The sequence below is a fragment of the Nicoliella sp. ESL1113 genome, assembly GCF_058509245.1.
Genome location: NZ_CP196387.1, coordinates 278,686 through 305,534 on the forward strand (window position 1 = coordinate 278,686; position 26,849 = coordinate 305,534).

Below are 26,849 nucleotides of genomic sequence, written 5' to 3' on the forward strand. Positions count from 1 at the left end.
ATGCTTTATAATAAGTTCAAATTCAATAAAGTTAATGATAAAAAAGTTCTCCGTAAAGTAAAAAAGCAGTGGGTAGTTGTTTCATTATCCATGCTTGCTTTACTTGGTGGAGGATCAGTATTTGAACATTCCGTGTCTGCTCATGCAGATACAACCAGTGCTAACGCTAATGTCAGTGCGACTACTAGTGGTACATATGGTAGTGATGATAGTTCAAACGTAGCCACGTCTAGTGCTACAAGTTCTTCTGCAGATAATAGTTCTACTGCTAGCCAAACTAGTGCAAGTAGTACAGCTGATAGCACTAGTGCTAGTTCAGATGCTAAATCGACGACTAGTTCCAGTGCGGATGCTAGTCAGACAAGTAGCTCTAGCAGTACTAATTCAAGTTCATCTTCAAACAGTGAAGATGCTAGCTCAGCAGTTAGTGCTGGTTTTTCTGCTGCATCTTCAGCTGCGAAGGCTCATACTTCAGTGCCAAGTAGCGCTGATTCTAATTTTAACAAGGGTGTTTCTGAATACAATTCTTCAGTAGCTGCTGCATCATCATCATCTGATGCCAAGAGCAGTGCTGCTAAGTCTGGTAGTTCTGCTAATCAATCCAGTAGCGATGACGGTTTAAGTGATCGGAATGGAACTGATGGCGATAGTAATGGCGATTCTGATGATTCCAGCGCAGCTAGCTCAGCATTTAGCGCTGGCTTTTCAGCTGCATCTGTAGCTGCGAAGGAAGGCAAGAGTGCTTCTGATACTTCAGACGCTAATTACAATAGCGGAATTGCTAGCTTTGCATCTTCAGCTTCTAGTGCCTTTAGTGCTGGGGTTGCCGCTGCCGAATCAGCTGCAAAGGCTGGGAAAACGGTTTCCAGTTCTGACGATACTTACTTTAATAGTGGGGTTGCTAGCTACGCCTCATCTGCATCCGCAGCTAGTTCATCCGCATTTAGTGCTGGGTACTCAGCTGCTGCTTCCGCAGCTGCTAAGGGTAGTACCGCTGATAGCAGTTCAGACGATGCATACAATAGTGGAATTGCTAGTTACCAATCCTCCGCATTTAGCGCTGGATTTGCTGCTGGTTCATCCGCCCAAGCTGCTGGGACGTACGTTTCCAACAGTAGCGACCCTTACTTTGAAAGTGGGGTTGATAGCTTTAATAACTCCTATTCATCTTCAGCATCCAGTGCATTTAGTGCTGGGGTCTCTGCAGCTGCTTCAGCACAATCCGCTGGGACGTCTGTTGCTAGCTCTAGTGATTCCTACTTTGAAAGTGGGGTTCAAAGCTATACGTCCTCTGCATCCAGCGCATTTAGTGCTGGGGTCTCCGCAGCCGCATCAGCACAATCCGCTGGGACTTCCGTTGCCAGCAGCTCTGATGCTAACTTCAATAGTGGGGTTACCAGTTACGTTAATTCATATAATTCAGTTGCTTACAGCATTGGTTACTCCGATGCTTATTCAGCAGCTTCTAATGGATCATCGTTTGCCACTTCTAACACGAACTCCAACTACAAGAGTGGGGTTAGTTCCGCCCAAAGCGCATACTCTGCTTATAGCTCTGCCTTTACCAGTGGACTATCAGCAGCTTCTTCTGCTGCGTTCGCTGGGACTAGTGTCAGCGCCCAAAGCGTCAGTGGCTTCTCAGATGGGGTCCAAGCTTACTACGCCGCTAATGCTGGGGCAGTAGCCGCTTGGAACTCATTGCATCCAGATGATCTGAAGTCCGCTGATTCAGCTGGCACGTTCAATTCAAGCAATGCATTCTACGTCCAAGGGTACAATGCGACCATCGATGCTTACAATACTTATAGTAGCTTAAACTCCGGTGTCGGAACTCAGTCTGGCTCCGCAATTTATGGTTCTGGTGGAGTTGGTCAACAAACCAGCGTTACTAGTGGATCTGTAAACAAGTCCAAGGCTGCCCAAGTGGTTAATTCACCTAGTGATAGTGCTGAAGCTACTTCTGGTAACAACGTAACTTCTGGGACTGCTGGTAATATTGTGGGAACTGGAATTAATACCGCAGCTCCTACCCAAGCATTAGCCTACAACTATGCGATCGACTACTTCTTAAGTCGGCAGGGGACTTATGATGCCGCTAATGGTCGTTGGAACGGAGCAACTGCTAATACCGGGGCCTACACGGTCTTGGATACGACTAAGAACACCAATAATCCATATATCCAAGCCTACAACGGGGCTCAAGCTGCCATTAACAACGAACAAACTGGTAGTTTTACTGCGGTTACTAATTTAACGACCGCCCAAAAGCAATCCCTAAGTCAAAATTACCAATACGGTTATAACTACGTCGCTAACTTGGTAAATAGCCAAAGCGTCTTCTTTGTCACCTATAACACGTCTAACGCAAACATCACTAACTTCTTCTCTGGGACCTTTGGTTCTGGGACCCATGAACTGCGGTTTACGTCAGATTATAATGCTAATTCTGCTGATACCACTGCTACGCTAAATGGGACCAGTGCCGATGTTATCGTTAATGGTGCTAACCATACCGTTGATATGCAAAAGTGGCACTACAATCCATATAACTTGAAGAGTTTGACGATTGAAAACATGTACAAGATGTACGGTTATAACATTTATGGGCCAATTAACCTATGGAACTCAACTTCTGGGAGTTTGACCTATCGTAACGTTAACTACGAAGGATCACAATTATTCTACGGGACTAGCTTACCAAACCTCTATATTGATGGTGGAGTGAGTGCAATTAGTGAAGGTAGTTACACCAGTGCCTTTAACGTTGGCTTTGCCACTCAAAACAATAATCAACAAAACATTCAAGTTACCAACATGGAATTACTCCCTAATTCCTACTACTATGGTCAAACTGAAAAGGGGAACAACATTGAATTAGGTGGAAACTTGGTCTTAGACCAAGGTTCTAACATGTACCTGGTTCCTCGTGGTTCTGGTGGTGAAAATGCCGGATCCGGTGGGGACCGTGGATTGGTCGTTAATGGTAACGTTACCATTAACCAAAACGCTAATTTAACTTCCGTTCCTGGCGATAACCAAGCTGACGCCCTAGTTGTTAACCGTGGTGGGACTGTTAACATCAATGGTGGGTCCATGAACTCCATTTATAACTACAACCCAACCGATTCGAACCCAACCTGGATTCAAGGTAGTGTGAACGTGCAAAATGGTGGTCAAATCACTGCCCACGCTACTAATGGGATGACTAACTTCGGTGGGGACCTCTTTACCATTTCCAATGGTGGTACTTTAACCGTTCAAAACCGTGGGAGTTTCCAAATTTATTCTGACGGTACCAACACTAACGGTAACCTAACTTTACTTAACAACTCCGGGACCGTTACCATCAATAACCCTGGTAAAGATACGATCTTAAGTAAGCGTGGGTTAAATAACGATACTTCCACTACCAGTGCAGGTAAGTTCTTTAACACCGCCCCAATCAATGCTTATTCCGTCTTGGGTCAAGTTGATAGCCAAAAGGATTCCACTCCTCAATACCTGGTTCAAATTAATGGGAATAGCGGAAACGTTATTAAGGTCTACAACCAAAATGGGCAAACTGTTCAAGATTCAACCATTAATAACTTTGATAACAACAATTCCGGGTTCTTGGCCTTTAGAGCCATCCCGACCGTTTACATTAACGGGAACGCCGCACTATCACAGAACTCAAGTGCAACCTCTAAGTACAATATTAATGCGAACCTTCAATTGACGAACATTAACAGTACCGATGGGTATGTTTACGTGCGGGTTCAAACCAACGGGACCGATGAAAAGCCAGCAACTGGTGATAATGCATCTAACACCAATACCAATAGTAGCGGGATGCTGACTGATCCTGACCAAGCCGTTGGGAACGGGCAAGATTCCGACTATCGGAACGCCTACACCACCGCCATCCCAGTAACTGCATTCACTAAGACCGGTGATGGGACTTACACTTACAATTATGCCCACCCAATCAACGCGGTTTCCGCTGCGCCAACCGACGTGATCGTAACTGCGCAATATCAAGTTACTAACAATAGTGTTGAAATTAAGAATAATGGTAGCAATACCGTTATTACTAACGTTACGCATAACCCGGCTGCTGCGCCAGTCCAAAATAATTCTAATACCGTCAGTGGGAAGATTACCGATAACGTGATCGTTCCTGATAGTACCGAAACTTACAATAGCTCTGCGCAATCAGCTAATTCGTCCGCCGCTTCATACGCAAGTAACGCTGCGAACGTTTCTAACGTGGCCACTTCTTACTCAAGTGTGGCTTCATCCGCTTCGTCTGTAGTGAATGATTACAATAGTTCAGCCCGTTCATTAGCAAACGACAGAAATACCATGAGCCGTGACAATAGCTACGCCTCTGCCGTTATTTCTGCATCGAGTGCCATTAGTTCATACAGTGCTGACGCTAAGAGTCAATCATCGATTGCTAGTTCCGCTAGTTCCGCAGTTAGCGTTGCGATTTCGAACGCCCTTGCTCAATCCAAGGCCGCTTCTTCCTACGCTGCTGCTGCATCGAATGCCATTACTCAATTTAGTAGTGCCGCTAGCCTAACGCCACAATCATCAGTAGCCAGTGCACAAACTTCGATCAACAACGCTGCCTCGACTGCCGCATCGAATGCGCAATCTGCTGCTTCCGCTGCGTTATCATACTCGGCTGCGGTAACTTCGATCAATGCTGATGGGGTGAAGGCCGCTTCCCAAGCGGTTGCCGATGAACAATCCGCTGCCATCCAAGGCTTCGTATTGAACTCATTCTCCGCTAGTTTAGCAGCTTCTAACACCGGTTCGATCGCAAGAAATGCTGATTCATTAGCTTCCAAGGCTAATGCAGAAAATAGTCAAATCATTGCTAACAGCAACCAAACTGCTTCCGATGTTTCTAGCGTAAACAGTATTGCTAGCGTTTACCCATCAAATGCTGATATTCAAAGCGCTCAATCAGCTGCTAGTTCTGCAGCTTCATTAATGAACTCTGCTTCATCAGCTGGTTCATCAGCAAACAGTGTTGCTCAATTCGCTAAGAGTACAGTAGATAATGCGATTACGAGTGCTAAGAACGCATTTACTAATGCTAGTTCGTATGCTTTAGATGCCCAAAGCTACGCTACTTTAGCCCAAAGCTACGCTAGTTCTGGCGACTTAACTGACGCCCAAACTGCATTGTCTAATGCTGTTAGCGCAAGTTCTAATGCCACATCTGCTCGGGCTAGTTTACAATCGTATAACTCAGTTGCTTCTGGAGCTGCTAATACCGTTTCATCAGCAGAATCGGTTGTTTATGCTAACTTGAAGTCCGCTAGTGTTTACGCAAGTAGTGCTGCTGACGCCGCAGCAAGTGCTAATTCGATTGCCACTAGCATTGCTAACAGTACTGGGAACAGCGCTTCTTCCAACGCTGCCAATGCATCGAAGGCCGCTTCGACTGCTGCGAGCGGGGCTTCTAACGGCTCTTCTGACGCATCGAACGCTGCTTCGCGTGCTAACTCAACTAGTTCTGATGCATCGGGTGCTGCAACTAACAACCAAGCTGCTAATAGTGCTGCCCAAGCCGCTAATGGCGCTAATAGCCAAGCCCAATCCATGGCTGCTAAGAATTCTGGCAATAGTTCCGTGACCAGCGCCGCTGCAGTGGTGAGCTCTGCTGCCAAAGTGGCTAGTGATGCCGCTAGTGATGCTAACAGTGCCAATACCTCTGCCCAAGCTGCTAAGAGTAGCGCTGACGCTGCATCCACAGCTGCATCTACTGCTAATTCTATCGCTAGTTCTGCTAACCAGGCGGCCTCTTCCGCTTCCGCTGCCGCTAGTTCTGCCGCTGCAAAGGGTGATCAAGCTGGTGCGGCCAGTGCTGCTGCCTCCGCTGCCTCCGCTGCCCAAGTGGCTAGTGATGCGGCAAATAGTGCTAATGATGCCAACTCATCAGCCGAAGCGGCATCGACTGCTGCTTCTAGTGCTAGTTCAGCCGCAGCCAGTGCTAACAGTGCTGCCCAATCTGCCAACAACGCTGCCCAATCTGCCAACAGCATTATTAACAGCATTGCCGGTGGGGCCCAAAGTGCTGCCAACCAAGCTGCTAGTTATGCTAGTCAGGCCTCTAACGATGCTAGTGCAGCTGGTCAATCTGCTACTAACAGTAATAATGGTGCCGATAGTGCTTCATCTGTTGCTTCTAAGGCTTCTTCTGAAGCCAGTGCCACTTCAAGTGCTGCTAAGGATTCAATGGGTTCAGTTACTTCTGCCCAAAGTGCAATCAATAGCTTAAATAGTGATGCCTCTGGCAACCCAACCGTAAGTAGTGCTGCCGGTACGATCTCCAGTGCTGCTTCGACTGCTAACTCTGCATCTGGTGATGCCACTGACGCATCGAGTGCTGCTAACTCAGCAAGTGCTGCTGCTAGTTCACACGCACATGATGCTAGTTCCTTCGCTAGTGCCGCTAGTTCTCAAGCATCAGCTGCTTCAGCCGCTGCATCCGCAGCCGCTAGTGCTGCTAGTGCTGGGAACACTGATGCTGCTAAGTCGGCAGACTCAGATGCTGCTTCAGCCGCAGCCGAAGCCGCTACCCTTAATTCTTCCGCTGAATCTGCTCGTTCTGCTGCTGAAAATGAAGCTTCACAAGCCGTTTCGGCTAATTCTAAGGCCTCAAGTGCCTCTGCAGTAATTGAAAGTGCTGCTAAAGATGCCTCTAACGCTGCTTCCGCTGCTAGTGCTGCGGTCGTTACCTCTAACGATAATAGCGCTGCTAATAGTGCTGCTAAGGCTGCTTCAATTGCTGCATCAAAGGCAGACGATGCTGCATCAAATGCCTCCAGTGGTGCCGATAGCGTTGCCTCTGCAACCAGCAAGTACTCTAGTGAAGCTAGTGCCGCATCGAGTGCTGCTAAGGACTCCATGGGTTCAGTTACTTCTGCCCAAAGTGCAATCAACAGCTTGAACAGTAGTTACTCCAGTAACCCAACCGTAAGTAGTGCTGCTGGGACCATTTCCAGTGCTGCTGCTGCTGCGAGTGCTGCATCCAGTGATGCCACTGATGCTTCCAGTGCCGCTAATTCAGCTAGTTCTGCCGCTAGTTCGTACGCATCCACTGCCAATTCCGCTGCCAGTGCTGCTAACCAGGAATCTTCAATTGCCTCCTCAGCTTCGGTAGCTGCTAGTTCCGCTGCCGCTAATGGTGACACCAGTGCTGCTAGTTCTGCTGCCTCTGTAGCTAAGGATGCACAATCCAGTGCTGAGTCTTACCAAAGCGCTGCTGAAGATGCAAGTAAGGCTGCTGATACTCAAGCCACCGTCGGTTCAAATGCCGCATCTAAGGCTGCTAGTGCATCTAGTGCTATTTCAAATGCCGCCGATGCCGCATCTAAGGCTGCCGCTAGTGCTGAATCCGCTGCCAGTGCTGCTGATGCTAACAGTAAGACCAACGGTGATGCTAGCACGGCTGCTGCTAATGCAGATAAGGCCGCAAGTATTGCTTCGAGTGCCGCTAGTGGTTCGGCTGAGGGATCTTCCGATGCCTCCAACGCCGCTTCACACGCTAACTCAGTGAGCGTCGTGGCATCTAGTGCTGCCAACAACAATTCACAAACCGCTCAAAGTGCTACATCCGCAAATTCATATTCAAGTGCTGTTAAGTCATTAGCATCTAATGATCCAAGTAATGCGGTAATTTCCAGTGCTAACAGCGTGGTTAGTTCTGCTGCATCCACGGCAAATTCAGCATCGAACGATGCATGGAATGCTAACTCTGCTGCTCAATCAGCCAAGAGTCGGGCGGATAAGGATAGCTCCGCCGCTTCGGTCGCTAATTCAGTTGCAAGTTCTGCCGCATCCGTTGCCCGTTCAGCATCGACCGCTGCTAGTGAAGCCGCTAACTCCGGAGACTCATCAGCTGCTTCTGCCGCCGTTAAATCTGCTCAAGATGCCGCTTCCACGGCCTCATCTGCTGCTTCAGATGCATCAAACGCCAACGCTGATGCCTCATCCGCTGCTTCAGACGCTAATTCCGCTTCCGCTAAGGCTGCAACCGCTTCTTCAGTGGCATCGAGTGCTAACGATGCTGCTGCTGCCGCTGCTAGTGATGCATTCTCAGCTGCCAATGCCGGTTATGCTTCCGCAGCCCAAAGTGCTGCTGACAAGGCTAAGGCTGATAGTATCGCTGCCGATGGTGCCAACGGTTCCGCTGCTAACAACGGGACTGATGCTTCACTCAAGTCCAGCCAAGCTAGCGTTTCGTCTAACCAAGCCAGTGATGCTGCGCAAACTGCTAGTTCAGCTACCAGCTTCGTTAACAGCTTGAACAGTAATAACAGTGCCAACCCAGTTGTTTCCAGCGCTTCCGTAGTCGTATCCAGTGCGAACTCCGTTGCGCAATCCGCATCTGCTGACGCCACAAGTGCATCTAGTGATGCTTCCAGTGCTAAGTCTGCCGCTGATAGTGCCACTGCTTCGGCTGCTAAGGCTTCGACCGCTGCTTCCAACGCTGCTTCGGCTGCCCAATCGTACGCTAATGCTGCTAAGAGTGCCGATCCAGCTTCCGCATCCAGCATTGCTAGCCAGGCTGCTTCCGCTGCTTCTGATGCTGATTCAGCATTATCCAGTGCCAATGCCGCTTCTAACGCTGCCAACTCCGCTGCTCAAAAAGCCACCAGTGCCGCTCAACGGGCTGCTTCTGATCAAGCCGTAGCCTCCAGTGCTGCCCAAGTTGCTTCTAACGCTGCTGCCCAAGCATCCAGTGCGATTGCATCCGGGATTTCCAGTGCCAACAGCACCGTTAGTTCCGCCGGTTCGGTAGTCCCATCTGCATCCAGCACCGCTGCGAGTGCCGCTAAGGACGCTAACGACGATAGTTCTGCAACTAATGCAGACTCATCACAAGCCAGTGCCCTGAGCTCCGCTACTAGCTCTGCCGCTAATAGTGCTGACATCGATGGTCAAGATGCCGCTTCAATCGCATCTGCCAACCCAAGCAACGCTTCGATTGCATCCGCTGCGAGCCAAGCCCAAAGTGCTGCTAGCGTTGCCAAGTCTGCTGCCAGTGACGCGAACTCAGCTTCACAGGACGCATCAAGTGCATCCGTGACCGCATCGAGTGCTAACTCCGTGGCATCCAGTGCTAACGCTGACGTTAGTTCCGCTAACAACGACTACTCATCAGCCTCCGCCGCTGAATCATCAGCTGCTAAGGCTAACGATAGTTCCGCTGCTTCCAGTGCCGCCAGTGCTGCTTCATCCGCTGCTGCGCGGGCTAAGTCCGGTGCCGACACCGCCAGTTCAGCTGCTTCCCAAGCCGACGCTGCTAAGTCAGCAGGGGATTCCGCCGTTGCCAAGGCTTCCAGTGCCAACAGCGTTGCTAATTCAGCTGCTGGGGTTGCTAGTTCTGCAGATAACACTGCTAACTCCCTCAACAGCTCCAACTCCGCTGACGCATCTAGCGCCGCCAGTGCCGGAAACAGCACCGCCGCTAGTGCCGTTAGCTTTACCAGCTCAGCATCCAGCACCACTGCGCCATTAGCTAGTTCCGCTAGTGTCAATGCCGCCAGTGTTGATAGTTATGCTAAGGTGGCCAGTGATGCTAATAGTGGGGCCGCAAGCTCCACCAGCCTCGCTAATAGTGGCACTGCTCAAATTAATAGTTATGCTTCTCAATACCCATCCAATACTGCAATCTCCAGTGACGCAAGTGTAGCTAGCTCAGCTAACTCAGTTGCTAACTCGGCCAACAGTGTGGCTTCCAGTGCCAACAGCGTTGCTCAAGCCGCTAAGTCCGCTGCTGACAATGCATCCAGTGATGCTAGTCAACAGAACTCAGTTGCTAAGTCCGCTGCTTCAACTGCTCTTTCCGCATCCAGTGCTGCTTCCTCAGCTTATGCTGCCGGCAACACCAAGGACGGGGACAAGTACGCTCGGCAAGCTAGCCAAGCTGCCACTGACGCTAGTTCCGCTACCGTCCAAGCATTATCAAACGCTTCCGTAGCTAGCTCCGCCGTTGCGACTGCTTCTGATGCTGCTTCAACCGCTACTTCCGCATCTAGCGTTGCCTCCAGTGCTGCTGGTGATGTTGCCAAGGCATTATCAAATGCCAATAGCGTTGCCGGGGGTGCCAACAGCGCCGCTAACGGGGCTGCCAGTGATGCCGCTAAGGCTTCCAGTGCTGCTTCCGTAGCTAGTTCCCAATCAGCCGTTACTAGTGGTCAAGCTAGTGCAACTAGTAGTGACTCCGTTGTTACCAGCTCTGCTGCAAGCGTGGCTTCGAACGCCAAGGCTGGTGTCGACAGTGCTTCGGCTGCTGTTTCACAAGCTAGTTCCATCGCTTCACAAGCTGGTCAACCAGACTCATCGATCGCTTCCGATGCAGCCGTAGTTAGTTCCGCATCTGACGTTGCTTCCAGTGCCAACTCAGTGGCTAGTTCCGAAAACGATGTGGCTTCATCCGCTAAGGCTTCTGCTGACGATGACAACAGTAAGGCCAATGCTGCCGACTCAGTAGCATCTGCTGCTAAGGATGCCGCTTCATCCGCTGCCTCCGTTGCATCCGACGCTGCTGCCAAGGGTGATCCATCGACCGCTGCTTCAGCTAGCGCGGTTGCTTCACAACAAGCTAGCACCGCTGTTTCAGCTGCTAGCGATGCTAGTTCCGCACGCTCCAACGCTGATAGTGCATCGAGTGCTGCATCCAGTGCCGCTAGTGCTGCTAAGTCCGCCGCTTCGGTTGCTCAATCAGCCAGCCAGGCTGCTAGTCAAGCTGCTTCCGATGCTCAATCCAGAGCTGCGAACGTGGACTCCGCTAACACTTCGTTGAACCCAGACCGGGCTTCCAACGCCGCTGCTAACGCCGCCGTTCACTCCAACAATGCCGGTAGTTACGCATCCGTTGCATCATCCGCTAACAATGGAGCCCAAACACAAAGCAGTCAGGCCAGCGATTCCACTAGTCAAACTAGTTCCGCTGCCTCCGCTGTTGCATCAATTGCGAGTGCTCATTCTGACAATTCAGCGCTTTCCAACGTGAACACCGCTGCGACCCAGGCGAGCCAAGCTGCATCATCTGCTAACAACGATGCTTCAGTTGCTGCTAACCAAGCCAGTGCTGCTAAGGATTCTGCTCTTGCTGCATCGACTGCTGCAAGCAAGGCCGTAGATTCCGCTAACGCTGCTAACTCTGCTGCTCAATCAGCTAAGAGTGCGCAACCTTACGACTCCAGTGCTGCTAGTTCGGCTGCCGATGCTGCTGCATCCGCTAACGCCGTGGCTTCCAGTGCCGAAGCTAATGCATCACAAGCTGCTGATTCAGCAACTTCTGCTTCCAACCGGGCTGCTACCGATTCATCAATCGCCAGTTCCGCTGCCATCGCTGCTAAGTCAGCCCAAGATGCAGCGACTGCCATCAGTGATGCGATCGTAAACGCAAACTCAGTTGCTAGTTCTGCTAGTTCCGCTGCTTCTAGCGCCGCTTCAGACGTTAAACCACTTCCTAGCACCGCTTCATCACGGGCAACTTCAATTAGTGCTTTGGCATCCAGTGTTTCCAGTGCCTACACTTCCGCTAGTGCAACCGCTAGCGCTGCTGCTTCCAATGCTGCAAATGCCCAATCATTAGCGAGTGCAAACCCAGCTAACTCAGGCATCAACTCTGCGGCTTCGATTGCCAACAGTGAAGCTGCCAACGCTTCTGCTGCCAGTGCTGCTGCCTCCGCGGCTAACGCTACGATTCAATCAGCTAAGAGCACCGCTGCTTCAGCATCATCAACGATTTCGAGTGCCAACTCTGCTGCTGATTCGGCTGCTTCTGCCGCTTCACTAGCTAGTGTAGCTGCTTCATCCGCTGCTGCTGGTGGTGATCCATCCGCTGCCTTTAGCCAAGCTAGCGTGGCTAGTTCTGAAGCCGAAGTGGCTAAGAAGGCTGATGCTGCTGCTAAGGCTGCTGACTCTGATGGTTCAGCCGCAGAATCTGCTGCTACTTCCGCTTCTGCAGCCTTTAACTCTGCTTCTTCAGCCTTAGACTCAGCAGCAACTAAGATTTCAAGTGCTAATAGTGATGCCAACTCAATTGCCGGGAACCAATACGCATCTGCTGCACAAAGCGCTGCTGATAAGGCCAAGGCCGATAGTGTGGCTGCCGATGGTGCCAACGCATCCGCTGCAAATAACGGGACCGATGCTTCATTGAAGTCCAGTCAAGCTAGCGTTTCATCCAGTCAAGCCAGTGACTCGACTTCCTTAGTTAACTCAGCTGCTTCCGCTGTTAACAGCTTGAATAGCTTGAACAGCAACAACCCAGTTGTCGCTTCCGCTAGTTCAGTTGTCGCTTCCGCAAGCTCAGTTGCTAACTCCGCATCTTCCGATGCGACCCAGGCTTCTTCTGATGCTAATAGTGCTAAGGCCGCTGCCGATAGTGCGACCGCCAGTGCTTCGCAAGCATCTACCGCCGCATCTGAAGCTGCTTCGAAGGCGACTTCATATGCTTCAGCTGCGAAAAGTGCTACTGGCCCATCCGCTTCCACTCTGGCCAGTCAAGCTGCCAGCGCTGCCTCCGATGCTGACACTGCATTATCCAGTGCCAACGTTGCTTCTAACGCTGCCAACTCCGCTGCCCAAAAGGCTACCAGTGCCGCATTGCGGGCTGCCAGTGATGCTGCCTTAGCATCCAACGCTGCCAACGATGCTACTAACGCCGCCAACCAAGCATCCAGTGCGATTGCTTCCGGAATTTCCAGTGCTAACAGTGTGGTTAGTTCCGCTGGATCGACCGTTTCATCCGCTGTTGCTACTGGTTCCAGTGCCGCTAGCGTTGCTAACTCCGCAAGTAATGCCACTAACCAAGATTCAGCCACGGCTAACTCGGCTAACTCACTTGCTAGTTCGGCTGCTAACAATGCCAACTTGGACGCCCAAGATGCTGCTTCAATCGCTTCAGCCAACCCAGGCAATTCATCAATCGCTTCGGCTGCTAGCCAAGCCGCTTCTGCTGCCAAGGTCGCTAGTTCGGCTGCCAACACCACCAGTGCTGCTTCCCAAGTTGCATCCAGCGCATCCAGTGTTGCCAGCTCCGCTGCTAACCTGGTATCCAGTGCTAACAACGACATCAGTTCTGCTAACAGTGACTATGCTTCCGCATCCGCCGTTGAAGCTTCCGCTGCCAAGGACAGTAACAGCGCCTTAGCATCTAGCGCTGCCAGTGCTGCTGCTTCTGCCGCTGCTCGGGCTAAGGCTGGTGCTGATACCGCTAGTTCTGCTGCTGCCGTTGCTTCCTCCGCTGCCGTTGATGGAAGTAGTGCTGCTGCTAAGGCATCCAGTGCCGCTGCCGTAGCTAGTGCTGCTAACTCGACTGCCAACGCCGCCGACAGTGCTGCCAACTCAATGAACAGTGCTGCCCCAACTGATAATTCAGATGCTGCTAACTCTGGAAACAGCATCGCATCATCCGCTGCCTCCGCAGCTAGCTCGAACGCCAGTGCTATCTCACCATTTACGAGTCAAACCAGTGCTGATGCATCCAACGCTGATAGCTATGCTAAGGTCGCAAGTGATGCTAATACTGGGGCCGGTAGTTCAACCAGCATTGCCAATAGTGCCGCCAGTGCCGTTAGCAGCTATGCTTCACAATTCCCAAGTAACGCCGTGATCAGTAGTGCTAACAGCGTGGCTAGTTCCGCTAACTTAGTTGTGAACTCCGCTGACTCTGATGCTTCCAGTGCCAACAGCGTGGCTGCCAATGCGAAGTCGGTTGCCGATGCTGCATCTAATGATGCCAGCCTCCAAAACTCCGTTGCTTCATCTGCTGCCGCTGCTGCTAGCCTCGCCAAGAGCCAAGCTTCATCCGCTTACGCTGCCGGAAGTACCACCGCTGGTGATCGTTACGCACGGCAAGCTAGCCAAGCCGCAACCGACGCTAGTTCGGCTGCTGCCAAGGCCCAATCCGATGCTGCTAACGCTAACTCAGCCGTTTCGAACGCATCGAACGCTGCAAACACCGCATCTTCTGCTTCCGTGGTTGCATCGAACGCTGCTAAGCAAGTAACCAGCGCTTACAGTGATGCTTCCAACGCTGCTGGTTCTGCCGCTGGCTTCGTCAACGGGGCCGACAGTGATGCTAAGAAGGCATCCAGTGCCGCATCCGTTGCTAGTTCGAACGCTTCGGCTGCCAACGTTGCGCCTGGCGTTTCCAGCGCTTCGTCAGTAATCAACTCAGCATCCAGTGCCGCTGGTTCATTCAGCGCTGCCACTAGTGCCAACCAGGCTGCCATCTCCGCAGCTAGTTCCGCTGCTGCTGCTGCCGGTCAACCAAGCAACGCCCAAATCGCGAGCGATGCTGCCGTTGTTTCATCTGCTGCCGTTGTTGCTAGTTCCGCTAGTGGGACCGTTTCAAGTGCTAGTTCAGCATTCAAATCCGCTAGTGACGACGCTAGTTCCGCAATGAGTGCTGCTCAAGCCGCAACCAACGCCGGAAGTGCTGCTGCATCCGCTGCACGTTCAGCTGCTAACGATGCATCCAGTGCTGCTGCCAAGGGTGACAACTCCGCTGCTGCTTCTGCAAGCGTGGTTGCTTCTCAACAAGCTTCCTCCGCTGTGGACGCATCCAACGCCGCTGTTGATGCTCGTTCCAAGGCCGCTAGTGCTTCTGCAGTTGCTTCCAAGGCCGCTGCTGATGCTGCATCCGCTGCCGCTGATGGGGCTTCCGCTACCGCGAAGGGGAGTGCTGCCGCTGCCGATGCTCAATCACAGGCTGCGAACTTGAACCCATCTGATCCAACACCAAATGCAAATCGGGCTTCCGCCGCTGCTAGTGCTGCCGTTTCAAATGCGGCTGTCGTTTCCAGCTACGCTCCAATCGCATCTGCTGCTGACGATGGCGTTAAGACGACGCAACCACAAGCCAGTGTTTCTGGGAGTGTTGCTAGTTCCGCAACTGGGGTTGTGAACTCAATTGCTTCACAATACCCAACCAATCCAACGATTTCAGCTGCATCAGTGACTGCAAGCAACGCAAACGCTGCTGCTAGTTCCGCTGCTAACGATGCCGTGATTGCTTCTCAACAAGCCAGCGACGCAAATAGCCAAGCTGCTTCTGCCGATGTCGTTGCCAAGGGGCAAGCTTCTACTGCCAGCGCCTTGAGTGCTCAAGCGAAATCACTTGCTAGTGCGCAACCATTTGATTCATCCGCATCCAGCGCCTTAGCTAGCGTTGCTAGTGCCGCTGAATCAGCTAACTCAGCTGCCAGTGATGCACAAAGCAATGCTTCGGTTGCCGCTAGTTCCGCTCAATCAGCATCCGAACGGGCTGCCATTGATTCATCATTGGCTAGTTCCGCTGCTCAAGTTGCACAAAACGCCGAAAGTGCTGCTAACAGTGCCAGTGCTGCATTATCCAGTGCTAGCGCCACCGCTAGTTCCGCTGCACCGGCTGCTTCATCCGCTGCTTCCGAAGCAACTAGTTATGCTAGTGGCGAACCAAACGGTCCAAGCGACGCTAATAACGCCGCTTCTCACGCCACTTCCGTGAGCGTCATCGCTTCTAGCGTGGCCAGTGCTTACAGTAACGCTAGCTCGGTTGCCACTTCCGCTAGTGCAGCTGCATCCAGTGCTCAATCGGTTGCCAGTGACAATCCAAGTGATTCTGCACTGCAATCAGCCGTTTCAATTGCCAACCAATACGCATCGAACGCCTCCGCTGCCAGCTCTGCTGCTTCGTTCGCCAACTCCGCTGTTCAATCAGCTAAGAGTCGTGCCGACGTAGCATCCAGCACCGCATCCAGTGCCAACGCTGCTGCTAACTCCGCTGCCTCTGCCGCTAAGTTAGCCAGTGAAGCTACTTCTAACGCCGTTGCTAATGGTGATCAATCGACCGCCACTAGCCAAGCCGTCGTTGCTAGTCAACAGGCTTCGATCGCCGCTAGTGAAGCTGCCGTTGCTAAGTCAGCAAATGATGATGGTTCGGTTGCTGCCGGCCAAGCTTCAACTGCTGCTTCTAACTACGACTCAGCTAGTGCTGCATTGAGTTCCGCTGCAACCTCATTGTCCAGTGCAATGAACAGCGTTGCTTCACTCGCCAACAACGGTTACGCATCCGCTGCTTCCGATGCCGCTGCTCGTGCTAAGGCTGATAGTGTGGCTGCCGAAGGGGCCAACGCATCCGCTGCTAACAACGGGACCGACGCTTCATTGAAGTCTAGCCAAGCTAGCGTTTCATCCAGTCAAGCCAGTGATGAAACCAGCGCCGTTAATTCCGCTGCTTCATATGTAAACAGTTTGAACAGTCTTAATAGTAATGACCCAGTTGTTACTTCTGCTAGTTCTGTGGTCGCATCCGCAAGCTCCGTTGCTAACTCAGCATCCGCTGATGCAACGATTGCTTCCTCAGCTGCCAACAGTGCCAAGGCCGCTGCCGATGCTGCGACCGCCAGTGCGACCCAAGCATCATCTGCCGCATCTGTTGCAGCTTCCAAGGCCACTTCATATGCCTCAGCTGCCAAAAGTGCGACCGGCCCAGCTGCTTCAACGCTTGCTAGTCAAGCTAAGTCAGCTGCTTCCGATGCCGATGCCGCATTGACCAGTGCCAACGTGGCTTCCGATGCTGCTAACTCGGCTGCGCAAAACGCAACTAGTGCCGCATTGCGGGCTGCTTCTGATCAATCATTAGCATCTAATGCTGCACGGGATGCCACTAACGCCGCTAACCAAGCTTCAAGTGCAATCTCCGCTGGAATCTCCAGTGCCGATAGTGTGGTTAGCTCCGCTGGTTCAACTGTTTCATCAGCCGTTGCCACTGGTTCCAGTGCTGCTGGGGTTACGAACTCCGCCAGTGCTGCCACTAGTCAAGACTCAGTTCAAACTAGTTCTGCTAGCTCAACCGCTAGTTCCGCAGCTAACAATGCTGCCTTAGATGCTCAAGATGCCGCTGCAATTGCGTCTGCTAACCCAACCAATTCATCGATCGCATCTGCTGCTACTCAGGCATCATCAGCTGCTAGCGTTGCTAACTCCGCATCCAGCGTAGCTAGTTCCGCTTCTCAAACCGCATCTAGTGCATCGAGTGTTGCCAGCTCTGCTGCCACCGTTGTATCTAGTGCTAATAACGATATTAGTTCCGCTAATAGTGACTACAACTCCGCATCAGTTGTTGAAGCATCCGCTGCAAAGGCAAGCAATAGTGCATTAGCATCTAGTGCTGCCAGCGCCGCTGCTTCCGCTGCTGCTAGAGCTAAGTCAGGTGCAGCCCTTGCTAGTCAAGCCGCTGCTGCCGCTTCATCCGCTGCTGTTGATGGTTCCAACGCCGTCGTTGCTGGTAACAGTGCTGCTATTGCTGCGCAATCTGCTGCCGTAGTTGCATCCAACGCCGATAGAGCTGCCAATGCCATGAACAGTGCTAAGCCATCAGATACTTCATCGGCCGCTAGTGCTGGTAACAGTATCGCATCCAGTGCCGCTAGTGCTGCTAATTCTGCAACTAGTGTGACTGACCCAACCGTCAGTGCCACGAGTGCAGACGCATCCAACGCTGATAGTTACGCTAAGGTTGCTAGTGATGCTAACACAGGGGCAGGAAGTTCCACGAGCTTCGCTAACAGTGCTACTAGTGCCGTTAACAGTCTCGCTTCCCAATACCCAACCAACACCGTGATCAGCAGTGCCAACAGTGTTGCTAACTCTGCAAATTCCGTTGTAAACTCTGCTGATTCCGATGCCGCTAGTGCTAACAGTTCTGCTGCCAACGCTAAGTCGGTTGCTGATTCTGCTGCCAACGACGCAAGCAAGCAAAACTCAATTGCTAACTCGGCTGCTTCGACTGCTAACGCTGCCAAGAGTGCTGCTTCCTCCGCATATGCTGCTGGAAGTACCACTGCTGGTGACCGTTACGCACGGCAAGCAAGTCAAGCTGCAACTGACGCTAGTTCCGCTGCGACCCAGGCTCAATCAGATGTTACCAACGCTAGTTCCGCCGTGGTTGCCGCATCCAATGCCGCATCCGTTGCTGCTTCTGCTTCGGTAGTTGCATCTAGTGCTGCTAAGCAAGTTGCCAGTGCTTACGATGATGCTTCCAACGCTGCTCAATCAGCAGGGGGCTTCATCAACGGTGCTGATAGTGATGCTAAGAAGGCTTCGAGTGCCGCTTCAGTTGCTAGTTCCAATGCTTCTGCTGCTAACGTTACACCTGGCATCTCTAGTGCTTCATCAGTCGTAAGTTCAGCATCCAGTGCTGCTAACTCGTTCAGTGCTGCTACCGATGCGAACTCGGCTGCCATTTCATTGGCTAGTTCCGCTGCTTCTGCTGCGGGTCAACCAAATGATCCTAAGATCTCAAGTGCTGCCAGCGTTGCTTCATCCGCTGCCGTAGTTGCTAGTTCTGCTAGTGCTACCGTTTCCAGTGCTAACTCAACGTTTAACTCTGCTAGTTCAGATGCGAGCGCTGCGATGAGTGCTGCTAACACCGCTAGTGATGCTGCCAATGCCGCTGCTTCGGCTGCTCGTTCCGCTGCCAACGCCGCATCGAGTGCCGCTGCCACTGGAAATAACTCCGCTGCCGAATCTGCCAGCGTGGTTGCTTCACAACAAGCATCTAGTGCCGTTGACGCATCCAACGCTGCCGTTTCTGCTCGTTCGAAGGCAACTAGTGCTTCGGTCGTTGCTTCTCAAGCCGCTGCTGATGCTGCTTCTGCTGCATCAGCTGGAACTTCAGCTACTGCTGCTGGTAGTTCCGCTGCTAACGATGCCCAATCCGAAGCTGCGAACTTGAACCCAGCTGACCCAACACCAAACTCCAACCGTGCTAAATCAGCTGCAAGCAATGCTGCATCGAATGCTGCCGCAACTAGCGACTACGCATCGATCGCATCATCAGCACAAAGTGGGGCGGTTCCAACCACTTCACAAGCTAGCGTCTCTGGAAGCGTAGCTAGTTCTGCTACTAGCGTCGTTAACTCGATCGCTTCGAAGTACCCAAGCAATGCTGCCATCTCGGCTGCTTCTAACGCTGCTAGCGTTGCCAACAATGCCGCTAGTTCAGCTGCTAAGGATGCTTCAATCGCATCTGATCAAGCCGATGCTGCTAAGGCATCTGCTGAATCAGCATCAAGCGTTGCTGCTTCCGCTGCTGCTAAGGCTGCCGATGCTTCCAAGGCTGCTGCGAATGCTGCTAGTGCGAACCCATTTGATTCTTCCGCTTCTTCAGCATTATCCAGTGCTGCTGATGCTGCTCAATCAGCTAATTCGGTCGCATCTGCTGCCCAAAGCAACGCTTCAGTTGCTGCCAGTTCAGCTCAATCAGCATCGACTCGGGCTGCTATTGATTCATCATTAGCTAGTTCCGCTGCTGCTGCTGCCAAGGCTGCTCAAGATAACGCCGTTGCTGCTAGTCAAGCCCTAGATGTAGCTTCTAGTGCTGCTTTGATCGCACCAGACGCTGGCAAGTACGTAAGTGCCGCTAGTGTTGCTAATAGTGATGCTGCTCCAGCTGCTACTTCTGCTAGTGACAATGCATCGAATGCCGTTGCTAGTGCATCTGCAACTGCTCCTGACACCGCTGCATTGAGTTCTATGAACTCAACTGTTTCTAGCATCGCTTCTGTCAACCCAACTGATTCTGGGGTTGCCAGTGCTGCGAGCGTGGTTGCTTCTTATGCTAATGATGGTTCCGCTGCTTCTGCTGCTGGTTCCCAAGCCGCATCTAATGCAATCGTAGCTAACTCAAATGCGAGTGTTAATGCTAGCTCTGCTGCTGCTCAATACTCCGCAGCCGTTGTTGCGTCTGCTGCTGCTAAGTCCTACGCTGCTGCTGCAAATAGCTTCGCCCAAAGTGGTGATAGTTCCAATGCAGCCCTTAATTCGAGCTTAGCTAGTTCCGCTGTTAACGCTGCTTCTCAAGCTGCCGTTGACGGATCATCATATGCCAACGCTGCCGTTAGTTATGCTCAACAAGCAACGACACAATCACAAAGTGCTGCTAGTGCTAAGACAGCAACCCAATCAGCTGCCAATGCTGCTAATAAGGTTCAAGTGAGCCTAGTTGATTCAATTGCTGCTGCTAATAGTGCTGCTTCTAGTGAAGCCAGTTCAGCTCAACCAGTTGCAGCTAGTGCTTCCGTTGTTGCTAGTCAAGCCGCTTCAGGTGCAAATGTAAGTAGCAAGAATGCTGATGGTAGTTCATCCGTTGCTAGTTCTGCTAACGATGCCGCTTCAACTGCTGCATCGAATGCTTCAGATGCTAACAGTCGGGCTGCCAGTGCTGCATCTGCTAACCCTAAGGATTCATCAATTGCTAGCGATGCTGCAAAGGCTTCTGCTGCAAACTCCGTTGCCCAAAGTGCTGCCTCTGCTGCTACTCAAGCATCTAGTGATGCATGGGCTGCATCAAGCGCTGCTTCTAGTGCCAACGATACTGCTTCATCAGCAAACTCTGCTACCGATAGCTTCTCAGCCGTAGCTTCTAATGAAGCAAGCGCTGCTTACCAAGCATCTTCTGCTGGTAACGTTTCGGCTGCTAAGTCACATGCTGATGCTGCATCTAAGGCTGCTGCTGATGCTGCTGCTCAAGCTGCAATTGCAAGTGCTGCTTCTGATGCTGCATCTAAGGCCGCTGCCGATGGATCTGCTGCTGCCAGTCGAGCTACTAGTGCTCAATCGGCTGCTGAAAGTGCTGCTAAGGATGCTTCTGATGCAGGTAGTTTTGCCTCATCAGCAGTTTCATCCAATGCCACTGATTCATCCAACGGTAACAGCGTTGCTTCAAGTGCTAATAGCATTGCTCCAACATTTGCTAGTGGGGCTTCTGCAAGTGCTTCGAATGCCAATGCTGATGCTCAACAAGCATCTAAGTACGCTAGTGAAGCTAGTTCTGCAACCAGTGGGGTTAATAACACTTCCGCTGCTGTAAGTAACTTAGCATCATCTGCTAGCTCAGTTGCTGTCGCTAACCCAAGCAACACGGCAATTGCTTCTGCTGCTGCGAAGGTTAGTTCCGCAAACGTAGTGGTATCAAGCGCTGCATCCGATGCCGCTATCGCTAATTCACAAGCTCAATCAGCAAAGGCTGCTGCTAACGATGCTAACAATACCGCTAGTGTGCAAAATTCATTAGCTCAAAAGGCTGCTGCTCAAGCTAATGCTGCTAGTTCTGCTGCTTCATCTGCTTACGCTGCTAATGATTACGCTGCTGGAAACTCATTGGCAAGTACCGCTGTTCAAGCTGCTTCCAATGCTGCTACGGCCAGTGTTAACGCTTCATCTGCTGCTGACGCTGTGAAGTCTGCTACCGATCTTGCATCTAGTGCTGATTCACGGGCATTGTCCGATTCAGCCGTTGCTTCAAAGGCTGCTGACGATGCTAACAGTGCTGCTAGTGATTTGAACAGTGCCGTTGACAAGCAAAGTGCACAAACTAGTGAAGCTTCATCAATTGCTAGTTCAGCTACTAACGCTAATAGTGCTGCTTCAGATGCAAATGCCAACGCCAGCGATCACAGTGCTGCTACTTCTAGTGTCAATAGTGCTACTACTTCAGTTGCTAATAAGGCATCCAATGCTGCTTCAGAAGCTAGTTCTTATGCTAATGATGCCAGTGCTGCATCCAGCATTGCATCCTCAGTAGCTGCTGCTGAAAACGATACTGATCCAGCTACGAGCTCTGCGTTGACTAGCGATTCATCGATCGCTTCATCAGCTGCGAGTGTAGCCAGCTCTGCTAACAACGCCGCTAGTGCTGCTAAGGATTCAGCTGCTAAGGCAAATGAAATTGCTAGTGCTGCTGCTAACACCGCATCTGCTGCTCGGTCAAACGCTGATTCAGCTGCTAGTGTTGCCGTTAGCTACGCAAGTCAAGCTTCATCTGCTGCTGTGCATGGTGATAGCTCCGCTGCCGATAGTTACAATAGTCAAGCTAAGGCTGCTGCTGATAGTGCTAGTGCCCAAAACTCAAGTGCGCAAGCTGCTGATAGTACTGCTGCTAGTGCAAACTCAGCTGTTTCCAATGCAGCTCAAAGCGCTGATGCTGCCTCATCTGCTGCTAGTGTAGCTAATTCGACTGCATCATCTGCTGCATCTGATGCAGAATCAAGAGCTGCTAGTTATGATGCTAACCAAAGTAAGAAGCGGGCTTCCAATGCTGACTCTACTACCGATAGTTACGCCGGTACGATTGCTAGTGATGGTTCAGTAGTATCAAGTGCATCATCTGTTACGAGCCAAGCTTCAGTTGCTACTAGCCAAGCTTCCTCAAATGCTAGTGATGCTGCTAGTGCAACGAGTTCATATGCTAGTGCAAACCCTAACAACTCATTGATTGTGAGTGCTAACTCCACTGCCCAATCCGCTTCTGCTGTTGCTTCCGCAGCTTCTTCAGATGCTTCCGTTGCAAACAGCATTGCGGTAAGTGCTTCTGGAACCGTTAGTTCTGCTTCTTCAGTTACTGCAGCTGCTCAAACAGCCGCTTCTGCTGCTTACAATAAGGCTTCCTCCGCAGCTTCCGTTGCTGCTGCTTCAAACGTAAGTCCTGAATCACGTGCGGCTGCTCGTTCAACAGCAGCTGATGCCGCTAACAGTGCTGCTGCCCAAGCTAAGATTGCATCTAGTGCTGCTGCTGACGCTGATAACGCTGCCAATGCAGCTGCGAATGCTGCTAGTCGGGCTAGTCGTGATCAATCGATTGCCAACACTGCTGCTAGTCAAGCTGCTGATGCTAAGAATGCTGCCGCTAGTGCAGTTGCTGCTGGTACTCAGAACAAGACCAATGCTGACTCAGCTGCCAATGCCGCTTCTACAGCCAGCGAGACCGCCAGTTCCGCAGCTAGTGGGGCAACTGCTGATGCAACGTTAGCTTCTAAGTATGCTAGTCAAGCTAGTGACTCAACTAGTGAAGCTACTAAGGATAACGCTACGATTTCTGATGCTGCTGCTGAGGCAAACAGTTATGCTGTTACCCACCCATCAAATGCGATCGTTTCATCCGCAGCTTCCGTTGCTACTTCGGCTTCAGTCGTTGCTAGTTCCGCTACTTCTGATGCTGTAGTTGCTAATTCACAAGCTCAATCAGCTAAGAGTGCTGCTAGCGCTGCTGCTTCCTCTGCTAACTCAGTTGCATTTGTTGCAAGCAATGCTAATACTGCTGCTCAATCTGCTGCTGTTGCTGCTAAGAGTTATGCTAACGATGGTAATAACTCCGCTGCTGCTAGTGCCAATATCATTGCTTCGATGCAAGCTTCAATTGCAACTTCTGCCGCATCTGCTGCTGTTGTTGCTAGTCAAACCGCATCGACAGCTGTTCAATCAGCTGCTAGCGCATCCGTAAGAGCATCCAACGATGCTGCTGCTGTTAAGGCTGCTCAAGTCACTGTTGATGCTGCCAAGGCTGCTGCTAAGTCAGCTGCCGATGCAGGTGATCAAGGTTCAACGAGCGCGAATGCTTCATCATCAGCTGCTTCAAACGCTAATTCGGCTGCTGCTAAAGCAACCAGTGGTGCCAATAATGATGCTGCTTTGGCTTCTAAGTATGCAAGTCAAGCTAGTGGTTCCAACAGTGAAGCTGCTAGTGCTAACTCTGTCGTTTCAAATGCTGCTGCTGATGCTACTAGTTATGCTTCGACCCACCCATCAAATGCGGTTGTTTCATCAGCTGCTTCAGTCGTTGTTTCTGCTTCGGTAGTTGTTAGTTCAGCTGCATCTGATGCTGCGATTGCAAATGATCAAGCTCAATCGGCTAAATCTGCTGCTTCAACTGCAGCCTCAGTTGCAAACGATGCTAGTTCAGTTGCTAGTGAAGCTAACAACGCAGCTTCTACTGCAGCTTCAACTGCCAAGAGCTATGCTGATGCTGGAAATGCTGAATCAGCTGCGAGTGCCAATGTAGTTGCATCTAATGCTGCTGCTAAGGCATCTACTGCTGCATCAAATGCCGTAGTTGCTAGTCAAACTGCATCCACTGCTGTTCAATCAGCTGAAAGTGCCTCAGTAAGAGCAGCTTCCGATGCTGCCGTTGCCAAGGCTGCTGAAACTGTAGCTAAGTCTGCTAGTGAAGTTGCTAAGTCAGCTGCTGATGCTGGTGATCAAGGTTCAACGAGTGCTAACACAGCTTCTAACGCTGCTGCTAATGACAGTTCGACTGCATCAAGCGCTGCTAGCGGTGCTAATAATGATGCTGCTTTAGCTTCTAAGTACGCTAGTCAAGCTAGTGATTCTACTAGTCAAGCTGCTTCAAACAATGCCGTCGTTTCGTCAACGGCTACTAACATCAGTAGTCTTGCTTCTACGCACCCAACGAACCCATTGATCAGCTCTGCTGCAGTTGCTGTTAAATCAGCTGCCGTAGTTGCTAGCTCAGCTGCCTCCGATGCCGTAATTGCTAACTCAGATGCTCAATCTGCTAAGTCAGTTGCATCTGCTGCTGCAGAAGCTGCTAACAATGCTAGTTCAAACGCTAGCGTTGCATCATTTGCTGCTTCGACTGCTGCTGCAATTGCTAGAAGTTACGCAAATACTGGTAACCCTGTCTCTGCTGCTAGTGCTAACGTAGTTGCTTCAGAAGCTGCTGCTAAGGCATCTGTAGCTGCTTCAAATGCTGTCGTTGCTAGTCAAACTGCATCCACTGCTGTTCAATCAGCTGCTAGTGCATCCGTAAGAGCAGCTTCCGATGCTGCTGCTGTTCAATCAGCTGCTACGATTGCAAATGCTGCTAGCGCTGCTGCTGCATCAGCTGCTGCTGCCCAAAGTGCTGCTGTTCAAGCTGCATCAGCTGCAATCAACAGTGCATCTGCGCAAAGTGCTGCTGCCTCTGCACAAGCTAATAGTGCAAACAGTGCCAATGCGTTTGTTAGTGCGAATGCAAACTCAGTGAATGCTACGACTTCACTAGTTCAATCAGCAAGCAGCGTTGCTCAATCAGCTGCCCAAGCTTCAACGAGCATGGCTGCCTTAGCACCACAAAACAACAGCGCTCAAACGTATGCAAGCATTGCGGTTTCCGCTAATACGGTTGCTGCATCTGCTGCTGTAGTTGCTAATAACGCAAGCGTTGCTGTACAAAGTGCTAATAGTATTGCTGCTTCAGCTAATGCACAAGCTTCTGCTGCCAACGTTAATGCTAGCTCTGCTGCTGCAACGGCTGCCTCATATGCAGTTGCTGCTGCTAGTGCAGCTGCTATTGGTGATAACAGTGCAGTTAGCTCACTTAACACATTAGTTAACTCCGCTAATGCTGCGGCTGTTAGTTATAACAACCAGGCATCTGCTGCCAACGCTAGTGCCCAAGCTGCTGCTTCTGTCGTGGCTAGTGCCCAAATCGTGAATGCATCTGCTGCTTCCGTTGTATACTCTGCTGCATCTGCTGCACAAGCTGCTGAATCAGTTGTTTACGCTGTAACGCATCTATCTAATAATGCGAGTCAATATGCATCCAATGCATCTTTCGCCGTTAATAGTGTTGCGCAAAACTACGGTTACGTTAGTGCCGCCGTTAACTTAGCAAATAGCTACTCAGTGGCTGCTAGTTCAAGTACGTCAATGACATCACTACCAACTAGCTCTGCTCAACAAGCCGCAAACGACGCCCTCAGCTTAGCTTCTCAATACTCTGGGAATGTCAGCGTGGCTAGTTACGCTGCCGTTGCAAGTTCAGCTGCGACGACGATCACCTCAGCATCAGCCGATGCCGTGATTGCTAATAGTCAGGCTAGTTCCGCTACGGTAGTTGCTAATTCCGCTGCTTCAGTTGCTGCATCTGCTGCTAACGCTGCTAATGCTGCTGCTGCAACTGCTAACTCAGCAAACGCTGCTGCATCATTAGCATATGCTCGTGGTGATGCTGCTGCTGGTAGCAGTTACGCTGCTGTTGCATCTGCTGCTGCTGATAGTGCTAACAATGCCGTTGCACAAGTTGCTACTGCGAACTCCTTGGTTGCTTCCGCTACTTCTGCTGCTAGTTCTGCTGCATCCCGTGCTGCAAGTGATTATCAAACCATCATTCTTGCTGCTAAGGTCATCTTTGGTGCTCATGACTCTGCTGTTTCTGCAGCTGCAGTTGACTACTACGATGAAGGAATTACCGATGCGAAGAGCGAATACAAGAAGGATCCAGAGTATGCAAGTCAACCAACTTATCAAGGTGCTTATGACGGTTACCGTGATGGTTACAATAATAAGACTGCCAAGTCAGACTTCACGGGTATGGATGCCGCATACCAAGCTGATTATGCTAAGGCATATCAAGAAGGGCATGATGCATACCTTAAGGAAGTTGCTGCTGGTAAGGCTGCTGCTAAGAAGGCATCGTTCTACGCTGAAGAATCCTTAGCTGGTGAGTCTACTGGATACAAGTATGGATACGTTCAAGCATTCAATGCGAAGTTGAAGAAGCATCCACTATATATTTACAACAGTAAGGGGCTTTACGTTCACACTAAGGCAACCTTTGGTGAGGGTGAAAACGTCAAGGGTTACTCTAAGAAGCCACAAAACAAGATCAGTGAATTCAAGATTACTAGAATTGCACTTTCTAAGAGTGGTCTCGTTCGTTACTATGTAAAGAGTCACCTAACTAATACCGGCGTTAAGGGTTACTTGACTGCTAACCGCAACTTCATTGTCAACGCTTACTACCGTAAGGGTGAAATGACTGCTGCTGGTTCTAAGACGGTTAAGGTAATCAATAGCAAGGGTATCCGTGTTCACAGTAACAAGACCTTTAGCTCTAATAGTGGTAAGTACTACAAGCAAGGTAAGAAATTGCATGTTGACCGGGTCGTTAAATACAAGGGCTTGACTCGTTTCTACATTGGAAACGGCAAGTACATCACAAGTAATAAGAAATTTGTGAAATTTGTTTAATCCCGTGTCATAATTAAAAACTCCATGAATTCAGA

1 protein-coding gene is annotated in these 26,849 nt (G+C 50.9%); it reads left to right on the plus strand.

The annotated features are described in order from the left end of the window. Entirely contained in the window at positions 1–26,814 is a 26,814-nt protein-coding gene (locus ACSYTJ_RS01140) for a DUF5776 domain-containing protein (protein WP_491719950.1), read from the plus strand. The last annotated feature ends 35 nt before the right edge of the window (positions 26,815–26,849 follow it).